This is a genomic window from Campylobacter concisus (assembly GCF_002913765.1).
GTDB classification, from domain to species: Bacteria; Campylobacterota; Campylobacteria; order Campylobacterales; family Campylobacteraceae; genus Campylobacter_A; species Campylobacter_A concisus_BB.
Genome location: NZ_PPCH01000022.1, coordinates 107,033 through 128,044 on the forward strand (window position 1 = coordinate 107,033; position 21,012 = coordinate 128,044).

Below are 21,012 nucleotides of genomic sequence, written 5' to 3' on the forward strand. Positions count from 1 at the left end.
TTTATCTCCTTAGTTTTATTGTTATTTCACTTTGATTTGAGTTTTGATCAAGGCATTTTAAAGTGTGCTCGCCAAGAGTTAGATCTAGCCTTTTTTCGCTTGCATTTTCTGTCTTAGAAAAGTTCAAATCATCTACTTTCAGGTAAATTTCATCACCTAAAAACGCGTAGCATTTTAGCATAATTTGTGTTACATTTTCATCTGTCACGATCTCTTCGCCGTTATACGGATAGGCAAAAACTGGCTTTTTATCTTTAAAAACTTCAGCACAAGGGCTATTTTTGACCTCGTCTTTGTCTAAAAAGCCATTTTTTATCAAAAACTCAAGCTCCTCGCCTCTTAAACTCTCGCATTTATCTTGCAGTTTAACTCCAACTATCCTATCATCAAGCGCCGTTTTTTTGCATGTTTCATAACTAAAAGCATCAAGGCAGGTTGGCACTTTTTCGATGCCCTCTGGCTCACTCATAAAGCTTAAATTTCTTTTTTGAGCGATGAGCTTAAACATATCAAAAACGATCTTTGAGACGTCATTTAGCCCAGTTAGTTTGTCAGTTTTTTCGGCGTTAAAGTTACCCACCCAGACGGCTATTGTGTAGTCCTCATCAACTCCTATGGCGTAAAGATCGCGTGAGTTTGCACTTGTGCCTGTTTTAAAGGCGATCTTTGGCGTGTTTTGCGCGTATTGCCAAGCATTTTTTAGATATGACCTTGAGGCTTCGCTCATCATTTTGGCAGTTAGATAGGCGCTTTGAGGCGAGATGAGGGTTATGTTTTTATCTTCATTTTTGTAGCTTTTGCCCGCAAACTCAAGCGGTCTATAAACCCCACCATTTGCGTATATCGTATAAAGATGCGCAAGATCAATCAGGCTCATCTCAGCGCTGCCTAAAACTATCGAAGAGCCGTAAAACTCCTTGTTTTCATCAACTAAATTTACCTTTTCAAGTAGCTCATAAAGTGAGTTATCTTTTAGCTTTAAGTCTAAATTTATAACTGGGATATTAAGGCTAAAATTTAGAGCGTCCTTTGCGCTTACAAGCCCCAAAAAGTCATTACTAAAGTTCTTTGGCACATATTCATTTATATAAATTTGCGTATCGATTAGTTGCGAATTTGGTGTGATAAGGCCACTATCAAGGGCTAGCGAGTAGATAAAAGGCTTTAGCGTGCTACCTGTGTTTCGCTTCATATTTAGGGCTGAGTTTTTGCCATCACGTGCGCGCTCATCATGCGAGCCTATGAAGGCAACAACGCTCATGTTTTTATTGTCGATGACCACAGCTGCTGCGTTATTTGCATTTTTAGCCTTTAGTGAAAACATCGCATCTTTTAAAATTTTAAGCATATCTTTTTGTAAATTTAGATCCAAGCTCGCCTTTGAAATTTGGTTTTTAAAAGCGACATTTGCGTAATCACCTGCATTTACGACGGCTCTTATCCTTACATTTTTAAATGGCTCAGCTTGAGCCCTTTTAAAGGCGCTAAGATCAATTAAATTTGCCTTATAAAGCATCTTTATGACCCTGTTTTTTAGCGCATTTATGTTTGAAACGCGGTCAAGTCTATTTTTATTTGGATTTTTGGGTATTGTGCTTAAAAGTGCGGCCTGAGCGTAGCTAAGCTCGTTTAGCTCCTTGCCAAAGTAAAAGAAGCTTGCCGCCTTTGCACCCTCGATATTGCCACCATATGGGGCTAAATTTAGGTATAAATTTAAAATTTCATCCTTGCTAAAGTGAAGCTCGAGCTGAAATGCTCTAAAAATTTCTCTTATCTTATTTTTATAGCTCCTGTCACTTGGCTCAAGCATCCTTGCCACTTGCATAGTGATAGTGCTAGCGCCTATGCGGTTGTCGCTTCTTAGGTTGTGGAAAAATGCTCTAAAAATGGAGGCAAAATTTACGCCAAAATGGTAGTAAAAGTATCTATCTTCAAAGAGAACGACGCATTGTTTTAGCGAATTTGGGAAGCTTTGCTCGTGAAATCTCCAAATTCCGTCGCTACTAAGCTTCATATTTATGATCTCGCCATTTTTATCAAGCAAAATTTTGGCTTCGTTTTTTTTGAGTGCATCTAAATTTAGTGGATAAATTTGATCTAATATCAAAAAAATAGCAACCATTAGAGCCAAAAATAGGGCAATAAATTTTAGAAATTTAAACTTTTTCATCCGCGTGATTATAGCTGTTAAAGTTTAAGTAGCTATAATTAGGCCTTTTTAAAAAAGAGGAAACAATGCCCTTATCTAGGTTAAACAAAGAACAATACACCGCCGCAACTGCGCCATTTGGACACAATCTCATCATCGCTTCAGCTGGCACTGGCAAGACTAGCACCATAGTCGCTCGCATAGCACATCTTTTAAATTTAGGCGTAAAGCCAGAGAAAATTTTACTTCTAACATTTACAAACAAAGCAGCGAGCGAGATGATAGAGCGGTTAAATAGATATTTTGATAAACAAATCACCTCCAAAATCACCGCAGGCACCTTTCACTCGGTCTCATTTTCGCTTTTAAAAAGCCTTGATAAAGGCGTCACGCTAAAGCAGCCAAGCGAGCTAAAGACGCTTTTAAAAAGTCTTGTTGAGAGGCGTAAATTTTACCACTTAAGCGACGTCAAACCTTATGGCGGGGCATATCTATACGATCTTTATTCGTTATTTCAAAACAGCGAGCAAGGCACTACTTTTGGCAAATGGATAAGCGATAAGAGCGAAGAGCAGGGCGTTTATGCTGAAATTTATGAAGATGTGCTAGAGGAGTTTGAGGCTGAGAAGGCTAAATTTTCTTACGCTGACTTTAACGACCTTCTTATAAAAATGCGTGATGAGCTAAAAAAGGGGGCAAATTTAGCTTATGATGAAATTTTGATCGACGAGTATCAAGACACAAACACGCTTCAAGGCAGTCTCATAGACGCATTTAAGACAAAGAGCCTCTTTTGCGTGGGCGATTTTGACCAGAGCATCTACGCATTTAACGGTGCAAATATCGAGATCATTGGCTCATTTAAAGATCGCTTCCCAAACGCAAATATCTACGCTTTAAATGTAAATTACCGCTCAAGCTCAAGCATACTTGCCCTTGCAAACAAGGTCATAAACAACAACCCAAGGCTTTATGAAAAGCACCTCACAGTTAGCCGCGAGGGAAATTTCAAGCCTCCAAGGCTGCTTGTCTATAATGAGCTTTTTGATCAGTATCAAAATATCGCTGATATCATCTCGTTCTCGCCATTTAATAGAGAAAATATCGCCATAATTTTTAGAAATAACTCATCAGCGGACGGCATAGAAGTCGCGCTAAAAGAGCGAGGCATCGGCTCAAAGCGAAAGGGCGGGGTGAGCTTTTTTGAGAGCCGTGAGATCAAGGCGCTCATCGACATCATGGGAATTTATGTCAATCCAAAAGATATAATGGCATTTATCCACATCTGCGAATACGCAAGGGGCGTTGGCAGCGCAGTTAGCAAAGAAATTTTTGATGCACTTCTTAAGCTTGGACATGGAAATTTGATAAAAGGGATAGTTGAGCCAGACGAGAGCGTAAATATCTCATCAAACAAAAGGCGAAACTACCAGCTAGGCCTTTTTGACGATCTTGACGAATTTGCCGAGGTTTCGAGGTTTTCTAAGCTTGGTTTTAGCGATAAATTCCTGGGCCACCCTGTGCTAAAACTACAAAAGCTAAGTGAGAGTGGGGCGCAGTTTTTATATGAAATTTACAACTTTTTAAGAGGCATGAGAAATATCTCAAAGCCAGCTACGATGATAAATGAGATAAAAACTAGCAAAATTTACTCGCTAATCGTTGAAAATATTAGCACAAAAAGGGCAACTCTAAAAAATGGCAACGTAGATCTGGCGCTAAAAGAAGAGGTCAAAGAGCGCATAATGGCAAAGAGCGTGGTGCTAAGCGAGCTAGCTAAAAAATATCAAGATATCAGTAAATTTTATAACTTCTTAGCCCTTGGAAGCAACGAGATGAGCGAAGGACAGGGCGTTAGCTTGCTTAGCGTGCATGCGAGCAAGGGGCTTGAATTTGACCAAGTCTTTATCGTCGATCTCGCGCAAAACCGCTTTCCAAATTTAAAGCTAATGAGCATGGGTGGTAGCCTAGAAGAAGAGAGGCGGCTCTTTTATGTGGCAGTAACAAGGGCTAAAGACGAGCTATATCTTAGCTATGCAAAATACGACAAGATAAAGAAGGTGAATTATCAGCCAAGTAGGTTTTTGATAGAGGCTGGCATGGCAAAAGAGGAAGCTTAGAGAGTATTTACTCTTGTGAAGTAGAATTTACCAATTTTTTACAAAGAGAAGCGATGAAAAAAACTAAAATTTTAATAATCCTACTTATTTTAGGCGTCGGTGGATACTTCGTCTATGATAAATTTTTCAATATAAAAGATGAAAAGGTGGAGTTTATCACCAAAAAGGCAAAGAAGGGCTCATTTAGCAAAAAGGTCGATGCAACTGGAGAAATTTTCGCCACCGAGCTAATCGACGTGGGAGCTCAGGTGAGTGGTCAGATAAAAAAGCTATATGTTAAGCTTGGAGATCAGGTAAAAAAAGGCGATATGATCGCAAGCATCGATAGCTCGACCCAGCAAAATAGCATAGACAATAAAGAAGCACAGCTTGCCATCTACAAAGCCCAGCTAGAAAGCGCAAAAGTGGCTCTAAATATCGCTAAAACGCAGTTTGATAGAGAAAATGCACTATTTGCCAAAAACGCCACTTCAAAGCAAGAATTTGAAAGTGCAAAAAACACATATAGTGCAAATAGCGCAAAGATAAAAGAGCTTGAAGCGCAGATCAAGCAGACAAATATCGAGCTAAGCACGGCTAAGATAAATTTAGGCTACACAAAGATCACAGCTCCAAGAGATGGCACCGTTGTAAGCGTGCAGGTTGAGGAGGGCCAGACTGTAAATGCCAACCAAACTACGCCAACTATCGTAAATATCGCTGATCTTAGCCATGTAAAGATGAAGATGCAAATAGCAGAGGGCGACATCACAAAGATCAAAGTCGGCACGCCAGTTGAGTACTCGATCCTCTCTGAGCCAACGAAGAAATTTCAAACGACTGTTAGCTCGATCGACCCAGGGCTCACCACACTAAGTGATGGCAGCTACGGCTCAAGTAGTAGCAGTAAGTCTTCATACTCAAGTAGCTCTAGCAGCAGCTCGGCGGTTTATTACTACGCGCAAAGTATCGTTGATAACAAAGATGGAATTTTAAGAATAGGTATGACCACGCAAAACGAGCTTTTAATAGCAAACGTCGAGGACGCCATCATCGTGCCAAGCATCGGCATCAAAAAGGATGAAAATAGCACTTTTGTCTATGTGCTAAAAGATGGCAAGCCAGTAAAAACAGCGGTCAAAACTGGCATAAAAGACAACCTCGATACGCAGATCATCAGCGGCATAAACGAGGGCGATGAGATCATCACATCTCAAGGCTCATCAAGCGAGATCGCTAAGATGATCGCAAAAGAACATAAGAAGTTTTAAGTGATAAGCCTAAAAAACATCACTAAAAGCTTTAAGCTAGGTGACAATGATATAGAGATCCTGCATGGCATAAATTTAGAGATAAAAAAGGGCGAGTTTATAGCCATCATCGGTCAGTCTGGCTCTGGCAAATCAACCCTGATGAACATCCTTGGCTGCTTAGACAGCCCAAGTGGCGGGCAGTACCTGCTTGATGGCAAAGATATATCAAAATTTGATAGCGACGCACTTGCTAAACTTAGGCGAGATAAATTTGGATTTATCTTTCAAAGATATAACCTGCTTAGCACGATGAACGCCCTTGAAAACGTAGCACTGCCTAGCATCTACGCAGGGGCAAACAAGAGCGAGCGAGAAAAAAGAGCTAATGAGCTTCTTGGCTCACTTGGTCTTAGCGAAAAGGCGAAAAATTTACCAAACAAACTTTCAGGCGGACAACAGCAAAGGGTCTCCATAGCAAGGGCGCTGATGAATGGCGGCGAGATCATCTTAGCAGACGAGCCAACAGGCGCGCTTGATAGCAAAAGCGGGTTAAGGGTGATGGAAATTTTAGTTGATCTTTACAAAAAAGGCCACACCATCATCATCGTTACGCACGACCCAAAGATCGCAGAGTATGCGAGTAGGGTGATAGAGATAAAAGATGGCAACATCGTAAGTGACAATGTCAAAAATGGCAAAATTTATGAAGCCAGCAAGCAAACCCAGCCAGAAAAGAGTAAATTTACCTACTATAAAGACCAGCTCATAGAGAGCTTTAAAATGTCGGTAAATGCGATGTTGGCGCACAAACTAAGATCGCTTTTAACGATGCTTGGCATTATTATAGGTATCACCGCGGTTATTAGCGTCGTTGCCCTTGGCAAGGGCTCGCAGGAGCAAATTTTAGCTGGTATCAGAAAGATCGGCACAAACACGATCGACATCATGCCTGGTAAAGGCTTTGGCGATATGCTCTCAGGCAAGGTCAAAACGCTCTCCATAAGCGATGCAAATATGCTTGCTAAGCAGTCCTTTTTAGACTCAGTCACGCCAAATACAAGCACTTCAGGCGTGCTAACCTATGAAAATATCTCGCTAAGTGCGAGCCTAAAAGGCGGTGGAGTAGGGAGCTTTGACGTAAATGGGCTAAAGCTAGAAGAGGGCAGAATTTACGATGATGACGAGGTTTTAAACTCCGCTTCAGTCGCACTAATCGATCAAAACACCAAAAATAGCATCTTTAAAAATGATGATCCTATCGGCAAGATCATACTTTTTAACAAAAAGCCACTTCGCATTATCGGCGTTTTGCAAAAGGATGATTTTAAGATGGGAGATTCAAGCACGCTTAAAATTTACGCCCCGTACACGACCGTGCTAAACAAGGTCACAGGGGATAAATTTATAAGCTCGATCACCGCCAAAGTAAATGAGGGCGTCAATGCGCAAATCGCCGAAAAAACACTAACTGAGCTTTTAGAGATCAAGCACGGCAAAAAAGACTTTTTTACAAGAAACTCAGACAGCATCAAGCAAACGATCGAAGAGACCATCTCAACAATGCGCCTTCTCATCTCAAGCATCGCCGTCGTCTCGCTCGTAGTTGGGGGCATAGGCGTCATGAACATCATGCTAGTCTCAGTCACCGAGCGCACCAAAGAGATAGGCATAAAAATGGCGATCGGAGCCAGACAGAGCAACATTTTGCAGCAGTTTTTGATAGAGGCGGTGTTACTTTGCCTAATTGGCGGAGCCATCGGCATCGTCCTATCCTGCGCTATTGGCTACATCTTTAACAACTTTTTAAACGGCTTTAGCATGATCTTTTCAAACGGCTCGATCGTGCTTGCACTTGTCACATCGATGGCTATTGGCATCATCTTTGGCTACATGCCTGCCAAAAACGCCTCAAAACTAAACCCAATAGATGCGCTTTCAAGGGAGTAATATGAAATTTCTAAGCCTAGCTTTAGTGCTCGTTTTAAGCGGCTGCGCTGTTAAAAATATAGATGAAAACTACAAGCAAATTTTACTTGAAGATAATGCCAGTAGTGAGCTAAATTTAGACACTTCTTGGTGGAAGCAGTATGAGCAAAGCTACCTTGATGAGCTTGTAGCACTTGCACTTAAAAACAACACCGACCTTGCAAAAGCTGCGATAAATGTAAATAAAGCACTCGCTCAAGCTGGCGTTTTGCAGGCAAATTTGATCCCTAGCTTTAATGCTGGCATCGAGGCAACAAGCAGCAAAAATATAAAAGAGGGCGGTGCGGTCACTAGAAGTTTTGGCTCAAGCATAGGGCTTAGCTATGAGCTTGATCTTTGGCAAAAGCTAGCAAACAGCAAAGACGCAGCGATGTTTGAAGCGGATGCTACTAAATTTGATCTGGAGGCTAGCAAGCTAAGCGTGATAAACTCAGTAGCAGATGCTTATTTTCAAATTTTATATTTAAACGAGAGCATAAAAACCTATGAGCAAATTTTAGAAATTTATAACAAGTTAAATGAGATAGTTGGGCTTAAATTTAAGCTTGGCAAAGAGGAGGCGCTAAGCCTAAAACAGATAAACTCACAGCTTTTAAGCGCTCAAAATAAGATAGAAAGTGCCAAAAAAGAGCTTGTGAGTGCTAAAAAAACGCTTAGGATTTTACTAAATGAGAGGCCAGAATTTGAGCTTAAATTTGATGGCCTCACGCTAAGTCCCGTTAAAAGAGTGGGCGTTGATCTAGATGTGCCAACAAGCGCCATAGCAAACCGACCTGATCTAAAAGCGGCCATTTACCGCATAGAAGAGGGCATCTTAAACTACAAAGCGAGCCAAAAAGAGTTTTATCCAAGCATCACGCTAGGAGCCAGCCTCAAAAGCAGCACCGACAAAAAAGAGGAAGTCTTTAACCTTAAATTTCTAAATGGCAACATTGCTCTGAATTTACCATTTTTAAACTATGCTAAGCTAAAGTCAAATTTAAAGGTTAGCGAGGCAAATTTCGAGCTTGCAAAGCTAAACTACATAAGCACTCTAAATAGTGCGCTAAACGAGATAGACACATTTTACAAAGGCTATTTGTCCGACGAAGCACTACTTGCAAACTACCAAGAGCAGATAAAAAACTACGAAGAAATTTCAAAAATTTACGAGCTAAAATACTCCTACGGCAAGGTCGAGCTAAAAGAGTTTTTGGAGGCTAAAAACAGCGAGCTAGAAGCCAAAATAGGGCTACTAAAAGCAAAATACACGCTTTTACAAGATGAGCTAAATATCTACAAAGCCATGGCGGGCAAATTTAATAGGTAAATTTATGAGCTCAGCTTGGGACTACGAGGCAAATGCATGCAGCAAGGATGGCAAATTTAGTGCCAAATTTGAAGGTTGTGAGGTCGCTATGGGCGCTCCAACCCTTGGCGAGCTAAGGCTTTTTGTAAATAGTGAGCACTATATAAATTTAAAAAATGAATTTTCAAACCACGTAAAAACGTCATCAATGGATAAAAATTTAGTTAAAGATTACATCGCCCACCAAATTTTACTTAGCGAGAGAGCAACAGCTTGCTTTTTGTTTTCAGGCGACTCTAAATTTCTAGCTTTTTCTGAATGGACGGCAGATAAAATGCAGATCATAAAGGTAGTACGCCTAGCCGATATGAGAATAAAAACCGCCGGAAAGCCAAAAAGAGTAGTGGAATTTCTCTCGTTTGATGATGACTTGCTTGAAATTTTAGACTCACCTATATTTATGCCTAAAAACTACACACTAGATATCCGCACACTTTTTGACGATAAAATTTAATTAACGCACTTTAGCTTGAAAAATAGTTTTCATGCGTGTTTTCATAACAAATTTAACTACTAGATCTTAAATTTAGCACACAAGATCACTCAACTTTAAAATTTTACGTAAATTTTGGTTTTGTAGTTGCGCTAATATCAAATTTAACTCTTTGCTCCAAAATTTAACGCACAAGACCAATATTTGGCGCACAAAAAAAGATATCACGCATTTATTCTATTCTATACTACTCTTAATTTAACACGTATAAGATTGTCTTATCAGCTTTTAAAAAACACTCGCTTTGGATTAAATTTACATCCAAAAACACCAGCTTGAGCGAGCGCTTTATTTATATTTATCGCCGCTTTTGCAAGGTCGGTGCTCTGCGTTTAAAAGCAAGAACCACAAACTCCAAAGATAGCTCTTGCTCACATTTTCAAAATAGGGGTAGATCAAATTTTAAGTTATATATATAAGGTAGATGCAAATTTTACAATTTTTGAAAAGTGTAAAATTTAACTAATTTTCTTACAAATATTTTTACGCCAAATTTAATGGATAAATTTAGATCACACAAAAGATAAAATGCAAAACATAGCCAAATCTAGCCATTTAAAACTTGTAAAAGTGCAGAATAAAGATTTTAAAATATCAATTTGAAAATTACAGTTTTCAATACAAAATATATAAAATACCTTGCATTTTACCTTTTGTCATATTTTGGCAATGCAATTATGGTTGATTTTAAATTTGCTTTTATGCTTGATGGTTTGAACTTGAAATGGTTAAATTTTCAAAACTGGAGTGATAAATTTTAAAATTTGAGTAGAAAATGTTTTTTGATTCAAAAGCAAAACTTGCATTTGAAAAATAAAATAAGTAGATATCCTTTGCGCCTGTCAAATTGCAATGAATAAATTTGCGGATTTTTAATAAAACTTATCTTTGATGTTTCTTTGGGTGGTCAAAAAACAGAGCTTTTGCACTGCCCTCTTTTAGCTCTTTAAATTTACACTCAAACTCTATACAAAAAATGCCTGAAGTTGGGATATTATCGATCGATGAGTCACTTAGGTATTCGCAAATTTCAGTTATGCTAGGATTGTGTGTGATGATGAAAATTTCATCTAAATTTTTATCCAAATTTCTTACAAATTCCAACAGATCCTCAAAGCTTATGTCGTAAAGCTCGTCTTTTATCTCTATGGATTTTTCTTTAAATTTTAAAGTTTTAGCGATGATTTTTGCTGTTTGCTCGCTTCTTTTAGCGCTACTTGAAAAGATAGCTCCTGGCATCACATCATACATTTTTAGCCTGCTAGCCATAAATTTAGCGTCTTCTTTTCCTTTTGGGCTAAGCTCCCTTGAAGCGTCTTTTGCGCCGTCTTTGTTCTCATCGACTGCTTTTGCGTGCCTTATGAAGTAAATTTTGCTCATGATCTCTCCTTTGAGAAATTCTTTATCCAACTAAGCTCTTCATTGCTAAATCCAGCCTTTAAGCGGTCCTTTTCGTTGATCTCTCTAATGCTTTTAAATGAATTTGGATATAAATTTAAGATGATGTCAAAGTAGCTTTTCTCATCGACGCCCTCTTTTTTGCAGGCAAATTTAAACCACTTATCGCCCTTATAAACGTGAGAGACTTCCTCTTTTAAGATGACTTTTAGGCACTCTATGAGCTCTTCTTGCCCGCCCTCAGCTTCTAGCCTTTTGATGATGTGAGCGTTTGCATCAAGCCCGTTTGCCTCCATATATCTTGGCAGTAGCGCCATGCGGCTAGTGAGCCTATCTGAAGTCTTTTGAAGTGCGATAAAAAGGCCGTCATGCACGCTTAGCTCGCCGTATCTGCCGCCTTGTTTTGTGAGTAAATTTTCTATCATGCAAAAGTGCCTGATCTCATCCTCAGCCACCTCCAGCCAGTCCTCGTAAAACTCCCTTGGCAGCCCTCTAAATCTATAACAAGCATCAAGCGCGATGTCGATAGCGCTAAATTCGATGTGAGCGACTGAGTGGATGAAATTTAGGTTTTTATCTTTTGGCTTTACCTTTTTGTTTAGCTCTTTCATGCTAACGACGTCGCAAAATTTAGCGTAGCTCGGGATAGTTAGCTCATTTGGCGCAGAAATTTCATCAAAACAAATATCCAAATTTGATCTAAATTTCTCGTAAAACAGCTCAAATTTTAAAAATTTAAGCTCCACGTCGCCCTCGTTTAAAATGTCCCAGATCTCATCAAAAAATCTCATCTGCTCTCTTTAAGTAAAATTTAGCATACAAACAGCCAATGCCCCAGCCTATAAAGTGCGCGTACCATGCGACATTTATGCCCATAAGTAGTGGCAAAAAGCTCATGGCAACAACTATGGCAAAGTAGCCAAACCACGCCTTTTTATCGGAGTAAAGCACCGAGGTCGCCAGCATGCCAAAGAGCATACACAAAGCACCGCTTGCACCGACTAAATTTATAAATTTCTCATTTTCAAATGCAAAATATATATAAATAAAGCTTAAAATTTGCGTCAAAACGCCGCCAACGATATAAAAAATGATAAATTTCTTCGTACCAAGATATAGCTCGCTCATCGTGCCAACTTGATATAAAAAGATCATATTCATGAGCAAGTGACCTGCGCCTGCGTGTATAAAGATAGATGTGAGGGGCTGAAATATATAGAGTTTTTCTAAAAAATAGATATTTAAACCAAGCGCGAGCCATAGCTCACGCGAATGCAGAAAGGTGAGGCTAAAAAATGCAGCTAAATTTAAAAGGATAAGCGCAAATGTAGCTGGGCTACTTAGCTTTGCCATACCCAGCAAATCTGTTTGCCGCTAGGCAGCTAGCGTTTGAGCACCTTACAACGTAGCTATTTATCTCTTTATCGCCTTTTAGATGTGTGTTTTTTTGTTTTAAATTCATATAGCTGTGGATGATCCTGCCGCCAGAGTTGTGGATAAATTTCACCGTCTCGTCCGGGAGTATGGCAGTTACGATGCCAACGTGAGTGACGTTTTTCTTGTCTTTATTTTTTTGTATGCCTTTGCCAAGGGTGTTTGAAAAAAAGATAAGATCGCCTTTTTTGGGATTTTTATGAGTGATCAAATTTTGGCTTTCATAGAAGTTGTAGATGGCTTTTGACTTTCTGCCACCCTTGCTGTAGTAGTTATTGATAGTTTTTTCATCAAAATACATATTTTTATATTTTGCATTTACGATAGAGACAAAGCCTGAGCAGTCACCCCCTGCTCTAGTGTTTAAGTATTTTTTAAAAAATGAACCAAATTCTTTATCAGCTCTGCCGTCATCTTCGTCTAAAAGCTCACTTGAAGTTTGTCTGCTAAAGTCACCATTTGTAGAGGCGGTTTGATTGTAGTCATTTTGTGGGATTTTAGGCTCATTTGAGGTGAAAGAACAACCTGTAAAAAGTACAACACATAGTGCAAAAAATATTCTTTTATTTATTAAACTTAACATATTTTTATCCAAAATAATTAATTTTCGTAATTTTAACTCTTAAATGTAAATAAAGCGAAAATAGCGCCCTGTTTTCTTTACTCTAAGTTTAAAAACAATATAATCGGCAAAAAATATATTTTCTTAAGGCAAAAATAATGATGCACTATCTAAAAATAGAAGGCAATGCCAAATTAAGCGGCGAAGTAAAGATCAGCGGAGCCAAAAATGCCGCCCTACCTATCATCGCCCTAACCCTACTTGCTAAAAATAAGATAAATTTAACAAATATCCCAAATGTCGCTGACATAAAGACGCTTTGCCAGTTGCTAGTTAATCTTGGAGCAAAGTGTGAATTTAAAGATGAAAACTCACTAAGTATCGACACGAGCAGTGTAAATTCGACCACGGCAAACTACGATATCGTTAGAAAGATGCGCGCTTCTATCTTGACGCTTGGTCCGCTTTTAGCGCGCTTTGGACATTGTGAGGTGAGCCTTCCTGGAGGCTGTGCGATCGGACAAAGACCAATAGATCTGCACCTAAGCGCACTTGAGAAAATGGGCGCAAATATCGAGATAAAGCAAGGCTACGTTGTTGCAACCGCACCAAATGGACTAAAAGGTGCAAAGATAGTTTTTGACAAGATCACTGTAACTGGTAGCGAAAACATCATCATGGCAGCAGCTCTTGCGCACGGCACGACAGAGCTTTTTAACGTCGCGCTTGAGCCTGAAGTGGTGCAAATTTGTGAAATTTTGGCTCAAAGCGGCGTCAAGATCGAAGGCATAGGCACAAGCGAGCTAAAGATCACTGGTAGCGGTCAAAAACTACTTGAAATTTGCGATATCGAGGTCATCCCTGATAGGATCGAGGCTGGCACATACCTTTGTGCTGGAGCTATCACAAATAGCAAAATTTCAGTCACAAAGGCAAATGCTGCGCACATGACAGCCATTTTAAATAAATTTGAAGAGATGGGCTTTGGCATCGAAATAGACGGCGATAAGATCACGATATTACCAGCTAAAGCCATTAAGCCAGTCGAGATAAGAACGACTGAGTATCCAGGCTTTCCAACCGATATGCAGGCTCAGTTTATGGCGCTTTGTCTTGCAGCAAATGGCGTTAGCACGATAGATGAGAGGCTTTTTGAAAACCGCTTTATGCACGTTAGCGAGCTAGCTAGAATGGGCGCTGATATCCGCTTAAATGGTCACATCGCAAGCGTTTATGCTCCTGCAACTTTAAATGCAGCTGATGTCATGGCAACTGACCTTAGAGCAAGCTCAGCGCTGATACTAGCCGCTCTTATCGCAAATGGCGAGAGCTTGGTGCATAGAATTTACCACCTTGATAGAGGTTATGAGAGGCTGGAGGAAAAATTTAAAAGCCTTGGGGCAAAAATAGTTAGGCTTGAGGAGTAAAAATGCTAGTAAATGACGCACTTGAGGCTTTAAGGGCTAAATTTAAACCAAAAAACGAGAGTGAAATTTTACCCATCAGCGAGGCTCTTGGCAAAACTTTAACAAATGACGTGATAGCGGTCAAAGACCTGCCCTGCTTTGATAACTCAGCGCTTGATGGCTTTGCTGTTAAATTTGATGAAAAAGATGAACCTTATAAGATCATCGCAAGTGCCTTTGCAGGCGATAAAGAGCAGCTAGCTATCGGCAAAAACGAGTGCGTGAAGATAATGACAGGTGCTAAGATGCCAAAGGGCTCTGACACGGTCATGAGGTTTGAAGATTGCGTCGTTGAGGGCGAGTTTGTAAAAGCGCCAGCTAAGCTTAAAAAAGGCGAAGCTTACCGCTTTAAAGGCGAAGAGACAAAAGTTGGTGAAATTTTACTAAAAAGTGGCGAAATTTTAAACACAAGAAGCGTGATGATGCTAGCAGCTCAGGGTATAAGCTTTATAGATGTGAAAAAGCAGCCTAGTGTTGGAATTTACTCAAGTGGCAACGAAATCATCGAGCCTTGGCAAAGAGCTAGCGAGGATGAAATTTACAATGCAAACGCACTTGGCATCACCGCACTTTTAAGCTCAATCGGTCAAAAAAGCTCATATCTTGGCATCATAAAAGATGAGTTAAATGCCGTAAAACAGGCATTTTTTAACGCTGCAAACTACGACATCGTTATCTGCTCTGGTGGAGCGAGCGCTGGTGAGGCTGACTTTATGAAGATAGCCCTAAGCGAGCTTGGATACAACGAAATTTTCTCGCACCTTGACATAAGACCTGGCAGACCTTGCAAGGCTTACGAAAAAGATGGCAGGCTTGTTTTTATCTTGCCTGGCAACCCTATGGCTGCTTATCTTTGCACGATGATGCTTGTTTTGCCACTTCTAAAAAGCGAGTGCTTTGTGACGCAAAAAGCTATAAATAGTGAAAATTTAAAGGTAAAATCAGGTAGAGCAAATGCGGTTTTTGGCAATGTAACTGATGGCAAATTTATAGCAACTGACAGCGGAAAATATGGCTCAGGCATGATAAATCATATATTAAAGAGCGATTTTGTGTTGATAACTAGCCCTGATCAAGGTGAAATTTTACAAAATAGCGAAATTTCACTCATAAAACTTCCATAATTCTTGACAAATGAAAAACAATCTGATAAAATGCGGACTTCATTTTGATTGCGGGAATAGCTCAGGGGTAGAGCACAACCTTGCCAAGGTTGGGGTCGCGAGTTCGAATCTCGTTTCCCGCTCCATCTTTTTTATACTCATTTTTTTATTTTCCATAAAACTTTTTGCAAATGAAGTCAGCATCTATCCGATGTATTGTGTCGTAAATGATCAAATTTCACTCAGTACTTTTGGCTTTGAGGGCGAAGATAATGAAATTTTAAACTTAGAGGGCAAAAGAGCTGCCAAGATAGATAGTAAAAGACTCTACGAAATTTTAACTTCAAATTTTAAAACATATAATGACAAAAGCGGCGGTAGCGTGGCTTTTGTGAAAAACTGCTCTATCATGGATGAAATTCAGATGCAGTTTTTAAGAGAGATCAGCGACGAGTACCCAGGCATTAGCGTGAGCGATCTTAGTATCAGTCCGCAAAATAAACTTCCTGCAAATTTTAAAGACTTGGTTTTTAAAAATATATTTTTAAACGATCAAAATAGCCAAAAAGGCGTCTTTAGAGCCTCATTTGAGGATGTTGATCTAAGCTTAAAGAGCCTTTACTTTAAATTTAGTTTTAACGCTAAAATGCCAGTTTTTATCGCTATAAATTCTATGAATACAAACCACATTTTAAGCTTGCTTGACTACCAACCAACGATGATCGAGTTTAGCAAATGGCCGCGCGACGCACTCTTTGGACTTAGTGCCTCAACACTTGTTACAAAAGTGCAGATAAGAAGCGGAGAAATTTTAACCAAACGCCAGTTTAACGCCATTAGTTTAGTCAAAAAAGGTCAAATGCTAAACGCCGTCTTAAGCGAGGGTGGCGTCAAGATAATCGCTGAAGTAAAGGCGCTTGAGGATGGAAATTTAGGCGATATGATAAAGATAAGAACAAAAGAAAATAAAATTTTACAGGCCACAGTTTCAGGTAAAGACGAGGCAGTTATAAGATGAAAAAAGTAGTTTTTGCAGCCACCGGAGCAAGCGGAGCTGGGCTTTTTCTAAAGCTAATCAATGTTGCCAAAGATAGCTGTGAGGCGCACGTCATAGTTAGTAAAAATGCCATGAAAGTCTTGGAGGCTGAAGAGAATTTAAAGTTAAATTTAGATGATCTTGGCGTGAAAATTTATGATGATCAAGACATTAGCGCAGGCCCAGCTTCTGGCTCGTTTGGCACGGATGCTATGATCATAGCGCCCTGCTCTACCAACACGCTAGCAAAAGTTGCAAACGGCATAAGCGACACGCTCATCACAAGAGCTGCAAGTGTCGCACTAAAAGAGAGACAAGGGCTAGTTTTGGGCGTTAGAGAGATGCCATTTTCTACTATCGCACTTTCTCAGATGCAGCTACTCTCATCTCTTGGAGCTACCATCGCACCCCCAGTTTTAGGCTACTACGCAGAGATAAAGAGCCTTCTTGATATGGAAAATTTCATCATCGGCAAGTGGCTTGATGCCTTAAAAATCGAAAATAATCTTTACAAAAGGTGGCAAATTTGAAAAAATCTTGCATCTATCCAGGGACCTTTGATCCGATCACAAACGGGCATTTAGACGTTATCATAAGGGCTACAAAAATTTTTGACAAAGTAATCGTCGCAGTTGCAAAAAGTGATAGCAAACAGCCGATGTTCGCACATGAAAAGCGCATCGAGATGGCAAAAGAGGCAGTTTGTGAGCTAAAAAATGTAAGCGTGCTTGGTTTTGATAATTTACTCGTTGATTTTGCTAAATCTCACGGCATAAACACCGTCATCAGGGGCCTTCGCGCGGTTAGTGACTTCGAGTATGAGCTACAAATCGGCTATGCAAACGCTGCACTCTGGGACGAATTTGAGACGGTTTATCTTATGCCAAGCTTAAATAACGCCTTCATCTCAAGCTCGATCGTCCGCTCAGTCTTGCGCCACGACGGCGACGTGAGCAACCTAGTGCCAGCAAAAATTCTAAAAAATTTAAAGGCGTAAAATGTATGTTTTGTTTGAAGGCATTGACGGCGTTGGCAAGAGCACGCAGATAGAAATTTTAGCTTCTAAATTTAGTGATGCCATCGTCACAAAAGAGCCAGGCGGCACAAAGCTTGGTGAAAATTTACGAGAAATTTTACTAAGCTCGAGCATAAAAATAGGCAAAAGAGCTGAAATTTTACTCTTTTTAGCTGATAGAGCCGAGCATTTTGAAAAGCTAGTTGCTCCAAATTTGGGTAAGCTCATTTTAAGCGACAGAGGCTTTATCTCTGGCATCGCCTACGCTTTGGCAAATGATGAAAACTTAGATGAAAACGTGCTTTTAGAACTTAATAAATTTGCACTAAATGATAAATTTGCAGACAAGATAGTCTTTTTTGAAGCAAGTCATGAGCTAATAAGCTCTCGTCTAAAAAATAGAGGCACCAGCGATAAGATCGAGGCTCGTGGGCTAGAGTATCTTTTAAAAGTGCAAAGCCTGATGAAGCAAATTCTCATCAAAAATGGCTTTGAAACGCTTTTTATAGACGCGTCTAAAAGCATAGAGCTAATTTCAAAAGAGATAGAAAATTTTATAAATTTTAAGTAAAATCACAAAAAAATAAAAAGGATAATGCGATGATAACGGCACTTCGTGGCATGAAAGATATGCTTCCAGCTCGCGCAAAACTTTACGCACAGATAATAAAAACCTGCGAGGAAGTCGCAAAAAACTACGGATATGAGCAAATTTTGACCCCGCACCTCGAGGAGACGGCGCTTTTTAAAAGAAGTGTCGGCGAGAGCAGCGACATCGTGGGCAAAGAGATGTATCAGTTTGAAGACAAAGGCGGCAACGACGTTTGCTTGCGTCCTGAGGGCACAGCTGGCGTGGTTAGAGCCTTTATCGAGGCAAAGCTTGACAGGGCAAATGTGACAAAACGCTGCTTTTATCACGGCTCGATGTTTCGCTACGAGCGCCCACAAAAGGGCCGCTTAAGGGAGTTTCACCAGTTTGGTTGTGAGTGCTTTGGCGAGGGCAGCGTCTATGAGGATGCGAGCATTATCTTGATGGTAAGCGAAATTTTTAATAGACTAAATATAAAAACAACCCTAAAAATCAACTCGCTTGGCGACGAGAGCTCGATGAAGTCTTACAAAGAAAAACTTGTTAAATTTCTAGATGAAAATGACGATAAAATTTGCGATGACTGCAAAAGACGCAAGCTTTTAAACCCTATCCGCGTGCTTGACTGTAAGATAGAAAGCTGCCAAGAAATTTATAAAAACGCCCCAGTTATCACTGATAGCTTAAGCGATGAAGCGCAGGCTGATTTTGCAAAACTGCAAGAAATTTTAACGGCAAATGGCGTTAAATTTGAGATAGACACCAAGCTCGTTCGTGGGCTGGACTACTACTGCAAGACGGCGTTTGAGTTTATCAGCAACGAGATCGGCTCACAAAGTGCAGTAGCAGGCGGAGGCAGATACGACAGGCTGGTCGAGTATCTTGGCGGTAGAGCAAGTTATGGCGTTGGTTTTGCGATGGGCGTTGAGAGGATAATGGAAATTTTAGGTGAAGCTAGGGATGAGCGAGACGGAGTTTATCTTTGCGCGCTTGATGCGGCGAATGTTGATTTTATCTATAATCTTGGCTCAAAACTTCGCAAAAAATATCAGGTTGAAATTTCTTATGAAGCCAAAAAACTTCAAAAACATCTGCAAAATGCTGACAATAAAAATGCAAAAATTTTCCTTTGCGTGGGCGAAAACGAGATGAAAGAGAATAAAATTTGGTATAAAAATTTAGAGACCAAAGATGAAAAAACGATAAATTTAGATGAGCTTGAAAAGGAGCTGGGATGAATGATTTTGGACTTAGCATTTGGGGCAATTCAAATTTTGTGATAGAAGATGGCAAAGTCTGCATAAACGAAGCTAGCAAGCCAGCGATCATCGACATCGTAAAAGAGATAAGAGATGATGGCTACAGAGGGCCGCTACTGCTTCGCTTTCCGCACCTTATCCAAAAGCAGATCGAGCAGATCCACGCAAGCTTTGCAAAGGCAAAGAAAGAGTTTGCCTACAAAGGCAGCTTTAACGCCGTTTTCCCGCTTAAAGTAAATCAATATCCAGGCTTTGTAAAAAACCTAGTACGCCTTGGCAAGCCCTATAACTACGGCCTTGAGGCTGGTAGCAAGGCTGAGTTACTTTTAACGATGGCTTATAACAACGACAAAGCGCCTATAACGGTAAATGGCTTCAAAGATAAAGAGATGATAAATATAGGCTTTATCGCCGCTGAAATGGGGCATAACATCACGCTAACGATCGAGGGCTTAAACGAGCTTGAAGCGATAATCGCCATCGCAAAAGAGCGTTTTAAACCAAAACCAAAGATCGGACTTAGAGTAAGACTGCACTCGACAGGATCGGGGCTCTGGGCAAAAAGTGGAGGCATACACTCTAAATTTGGCCTAACATCAACCGAGCTAATAGAAGCTGTAAAGATGCTAAAAAAGGCAAATTTACTTGAAAACTTCACAATGATACACTTTCACATCGGCTCTCAAATAAGCGAGATCCATCCGCTCAAAAAAGCACTCATCGAGGCTGGCAACATCTACGCTGAGCTTAGAAAAATGGGAGCCTCAAATTTAAAAGCTATAAATTTAGGTGGCGGCCTTGCGATCGAGTACTCGCAGTTTAAAGAGGAGAGCAGCAGAAACTACACGCTAAACGAATATGCAAACGACGTTGTTTATATGCTTAAAACCATAAGCGAGCAAAAAAAGGAGATCGAGCCAGATATTTTTATAGAGTCAGGTCGCTACATCGCCGCTTCTCACGCACTTTTGGTCGCTCCTGTGCTTGAGTTATTTTCTCAAGAATACACCGAAGAGAAGCTAAATTTAAAGAAAAACAATCCAAATTTAATAACCGAGCTAGTTGATCTTTACAAGTCAATCAAGCCTTCAAACGCCCTAGAGTACCTGCACGATGCCATCCACCACACCGAGAGCATCCTCACGCTCTTTGATCTAGGCTATGTCGATCTACAAGATAGATCAAACGCCGAGGTGCTTTTAAGGCTCATTAGTAAAAAGGCTGTCGTGATGCTTGGCAACAAGAGCAACTCAAGCGATCTAACCAAAATTCAAAAAGAGGTTCAAGAGAGATACCTGCTAAATTTCTCGATCTTTCAAAGCTTGCCAGACTTTTGGGGACTAAAACAAAATTTCCCTATCATGCCACTTGACAGGCTCGATGAGCGCCCTACTCTGCCAGCTTCGATCTGGGATATCACTTGCGATAGCGACGGCGAGATCAGCTATGATGACGAGAAAAACCCACTGCTTTTGCACGACGTGGATGTGGAGAAGGAGGATTATTTCTTGGGATTTTTCCTAGTTGGCGCATATCAAGAGGTGATCGGTATGAAGCACAACCTCTTTACTCATCCAACAGAAGCTACCGTGGAGATAACAAGCGATGGCTACAAGATCACAAATTTACTAGAGAGCCAGTCGATCCTTGATATCATGGAGGACATGGACTACGATATCTACGAGATCCAAGACACTCTAAATGAACGCTTAGAGAAATCAACTCTGATAAACGAAACACAAAAGAAGCAAATTTTGGGCGAACTTTATCTATTTTTAAATGACAATAGCTACTTAAAGACAATCAACTAAAAAGGACGAAA

Annotated in this window: 18 protein-coding genes and 1 tRNA gene; 14 read left to right on the forward strand and 5 right to left on the reverse strand. The window is 40.2% G+C overall.

Annotated features, from left to right (window positions below; all coding sequences use genetic code 11):
• Position 1: 1 nt before the first annotated feature.
• Positions 2 to 2,170, reverse strand: a complete 2,169-nt coding sequence (pbpC, locus tag CYO89_RS06320; RefSeq protein WP_103597611.1) for a penicillin-binding protein 1C — start codon at positions 2,168 to 2,170, stop codon at positions 2 to 4.
• Positions 2,171 to 2,235: 65 nt separating this feature from the next.
• Here pbpC and CYO89_RS06325 point away from each other — a divergent pair, with 65 nt between their 5' ends.
• The 5 genes from CYO89_RS06325 to CYO89_RS06345 are packed head-to-tail and all read left to right on the forward strand — an operon-like array spanning position 2,236 to position 9,289.
• On the forward strand, positions 2,236 to 4,269 hold the full coding sequence (locus tag CYO89_RS06325) for an ATP-dependent helicase (protein ID WP_103597613.1): 2,034 nt from the start codon (positions 2,236 to 2,238) through the stop codon (positions 4,267 to 4,269).
• Between the two features lie 53 nt (positions 4,270 to 4,322).
• The gene (locus CYO89_RS06330; RefSeq protein WP_103597615.1) at positions 4,323 to 5,519 is read left to right on the forward strand and encodes an efflux RND transporter periplasmic adaptor subunit; all 1,197 of its coding nucleotides are present in this window, start codon (positions 4,323 to 4,325) and stop codon (positions 5,517 to 5,519) included.
• Positions 5,520 to 7,448 carry a MacB family efflux pump subunit gene (locus CYO89_RS06335; RefSeq protein ID WP_103597617.1) on the forward strand — a complete coding sequence of 643 codons (1,929 nt, stop codon included), beginning with the start codon at positions 5,520 to 5,522 and terminating at the stop codon, positions 7,446 to 7,448.
• 1 nt (position 7,449) lies between these two features.
• Complete coding sequence (locus tag CYO89_RS06340) at positions 7,450 to 8,796, forward strand: TolC family protein (protein WP_103597618.1); 1,347 nt, start codon at positions 7,450 to 7,452, stop codon at positions 8,794 to 8,796.
• A gap of 4 nt (positions 8,797 to 8,800) precedes the next feature.
• Positions 8,801 to 9,289, forward strand: a complete 489-nt coding sequence (locus CYO89_RS06345) for a flagellar protein (protein WP_103597620.1) — start codon at positions 8,801 to 8,803, stop codon at positions 9,287 to 9,289.
• A gap of 921 nt (positions 9,290 to 10,210) precedes the next feature.
• Here CYO89_RS06345 and CYO89_RS06350 read toward each other — a convergent pair.
• Genes CYO89_RS06350 through CYO89_RS06365 form a run of 4 tightly spaced genes read right to left on the reverse strand, consistent with a single transcriptional unit; the run spans position 10,211 to position 12,743 of the window.
• On the reverse strand, positions 10,211 to 10,708 hold the full coding sequence (locus CYO89_RS06350) for a SixA phosphatase family protein (protein ID WP_103597622.1): 498 nt from the start codon (positions 10,706 to 10,708) through the stop codon (positions 10,211 to 10,213).
• Positions 10,705 to 11,517, reverse strand: a complete 813-nt coding sequence (locus CYO89_RS06355) for a ferritin-like domain-containing protein (RefSeq protein WP_103597624.1) — start codon at positions 11,515 to 11,517, stop codon at positions 10,705 to 10,707. Before CYO89_RS06355 ends, CYO89_RS06350 begins: the two co-directional genes overlap by 4 nt.
• Positions 11,504 to 12,079 carry a rhomboid family intramembrane serine protease gene (locus tag CYO89_RS06360; RefSeq protein WP_103597626.1) on the reverse strand — a complete coding sequence of 192 codons (576 nt, stop codon included), beginning with the start codon at positions 12,077 to 12,079 and terminating at the stop codon, positions 11,504 to 11,506. Before CYO89_RS06360 ends, CYO89_RS06355 begins: the two co-directional genes overlap by 14 nt.
• Positions 12,063 to 12,743 (reverse strand): NlpC/P60 family protein, encoded by a 681-nt coding sequence (locus CYO89_RS06365; protein WP_103597628.1) that lies wholly within the window; start codon positions 12,741 to 12,743, stop codon positions 12,063 to 12,065. Before CYO89_RS06365 ends, CYO89_RS06360 begins: the two co-directional genes overlap by 17 nt.
• Positions 12,744 to 12,880: 137 nt before the next feature.
• Between CYO89_RS06365 and murA the strand changes: the two genes are divergently transcribed.
• The 9 genes from murA (at position 12,881) to speA (ending at position 21,001) form a co-directional block, all read left to right on the forward strand.
• Positions 12,881 to 14,149: a UDP-N-acetylglucosamine 1-carboxyvinyltransferase gene (gene murA / locus CYO89_RS06370; RefSeq protein WP_103575507.1), complete on the forward strand. Its 1,269-nt coding sequence runs from the start codon at positions 12,881 to 12,883 to the stop codon at positions 14,147 to 14,149.
• 2 nt (positions 14,150 to 14,151) lie between these two features.
• Positions 14,152 to 15,312 carry a molybdopterin molybdotransferase MoeA gene (locus CYO89_RS06375; RefSeq protein ID WP_103597630.1) on the forward strand — a complete coding sequence of 387 codons (1,161 nt, stop codon included), beginning with the start codon at positions 14,152 to 14,154 and terminating at the stop codon, positions 15,310 to 15,312.
• Between the two features lie 50 nt (positions 15,313 to 15,362).
• A tRNA-Gly gene (locus CYO89_RS06380) sits at positions 15,363 to 15,437 on the forward strand.
• Positions 15,438 to 15,502: 65 nt separating this feature from the next.
• Complete coding sequence (flgA, locus tag CYO89_RS06385; RefSeq protein WP_103597631.1) at positions 15,503 to 16,309, forward strand: flagellar basal body P-ring formation chaperone FlgA; 807 nt, start codon at positions 15,503 to 15,505, stop codon at positions 16,307 to 16,309.
• Positions 16,306 to 16,857: a UbiX family flavin prenyltransferase gene (locus CYO89_RS06390; protein WP_103597632.1), complete on the forward strand. Its 552-nt coding sequence runs from the start codon at positions 16,306 to 16,308 to the stop codon at positions 16,855 to 16,857. The genes flgA and CYO89_RS06390 overlap by 4 nt, the downstream gene beginning before the upstream one ends.
• A complete protein-coding gene (gene coaD / locus CYO89_RS06395) occupies positions 16,854 to 17,324 on the forward strand; it encodes a pantetheine-phosphate adenylyltransferase (protein WP_012001782.1) in 471 nt (156 codons plus the stop codon). The genes CYO89_RS06390 and coaD overlap by 4 nt, the downstream gene beginning before the upstream one ends.
• 1 nt (position 17,325) lies before the next feature.
• Positions 17,326 to 17,913, forward strand: coding sequence for a dTMP kinase (tmk, locus tag CYO89_RS06400; protein ID WP_103575503.1), 588 nt, complete (start codon positions 17,326 to 17,328; stop codon positions 17,911 to 17,913).
• A gap of 29 nt (positions 17,914 to 17,942) precedes the next feature.
• A complete protein-coding gene (hisS, locus tag CYO89_RS06405) occupies positions 17,943 to 19,169 on the forward strand; it encodes a histidine--tRNA ligase (RefSeq protein WP_103597635.1) in 1,227 nt (408 codons plus the stop codon).
• A complete protein-coding gene (speA, locus tag CYO89_RS06410) occupies positions 19,166 to 21,001 on the forward strand; it encodes a biosynthetic arginine decarboxylase (protein ID WP_009293792.1) in 1,836 nt (611 codons plus the stop codon). The genes hisS and speA overlap by 4 nt, the downstream gene beginning before the upstream one ends.
• The last annotated feature ends 11 nt before the right edge of the window (positions 21,002 to 21,012 follow it).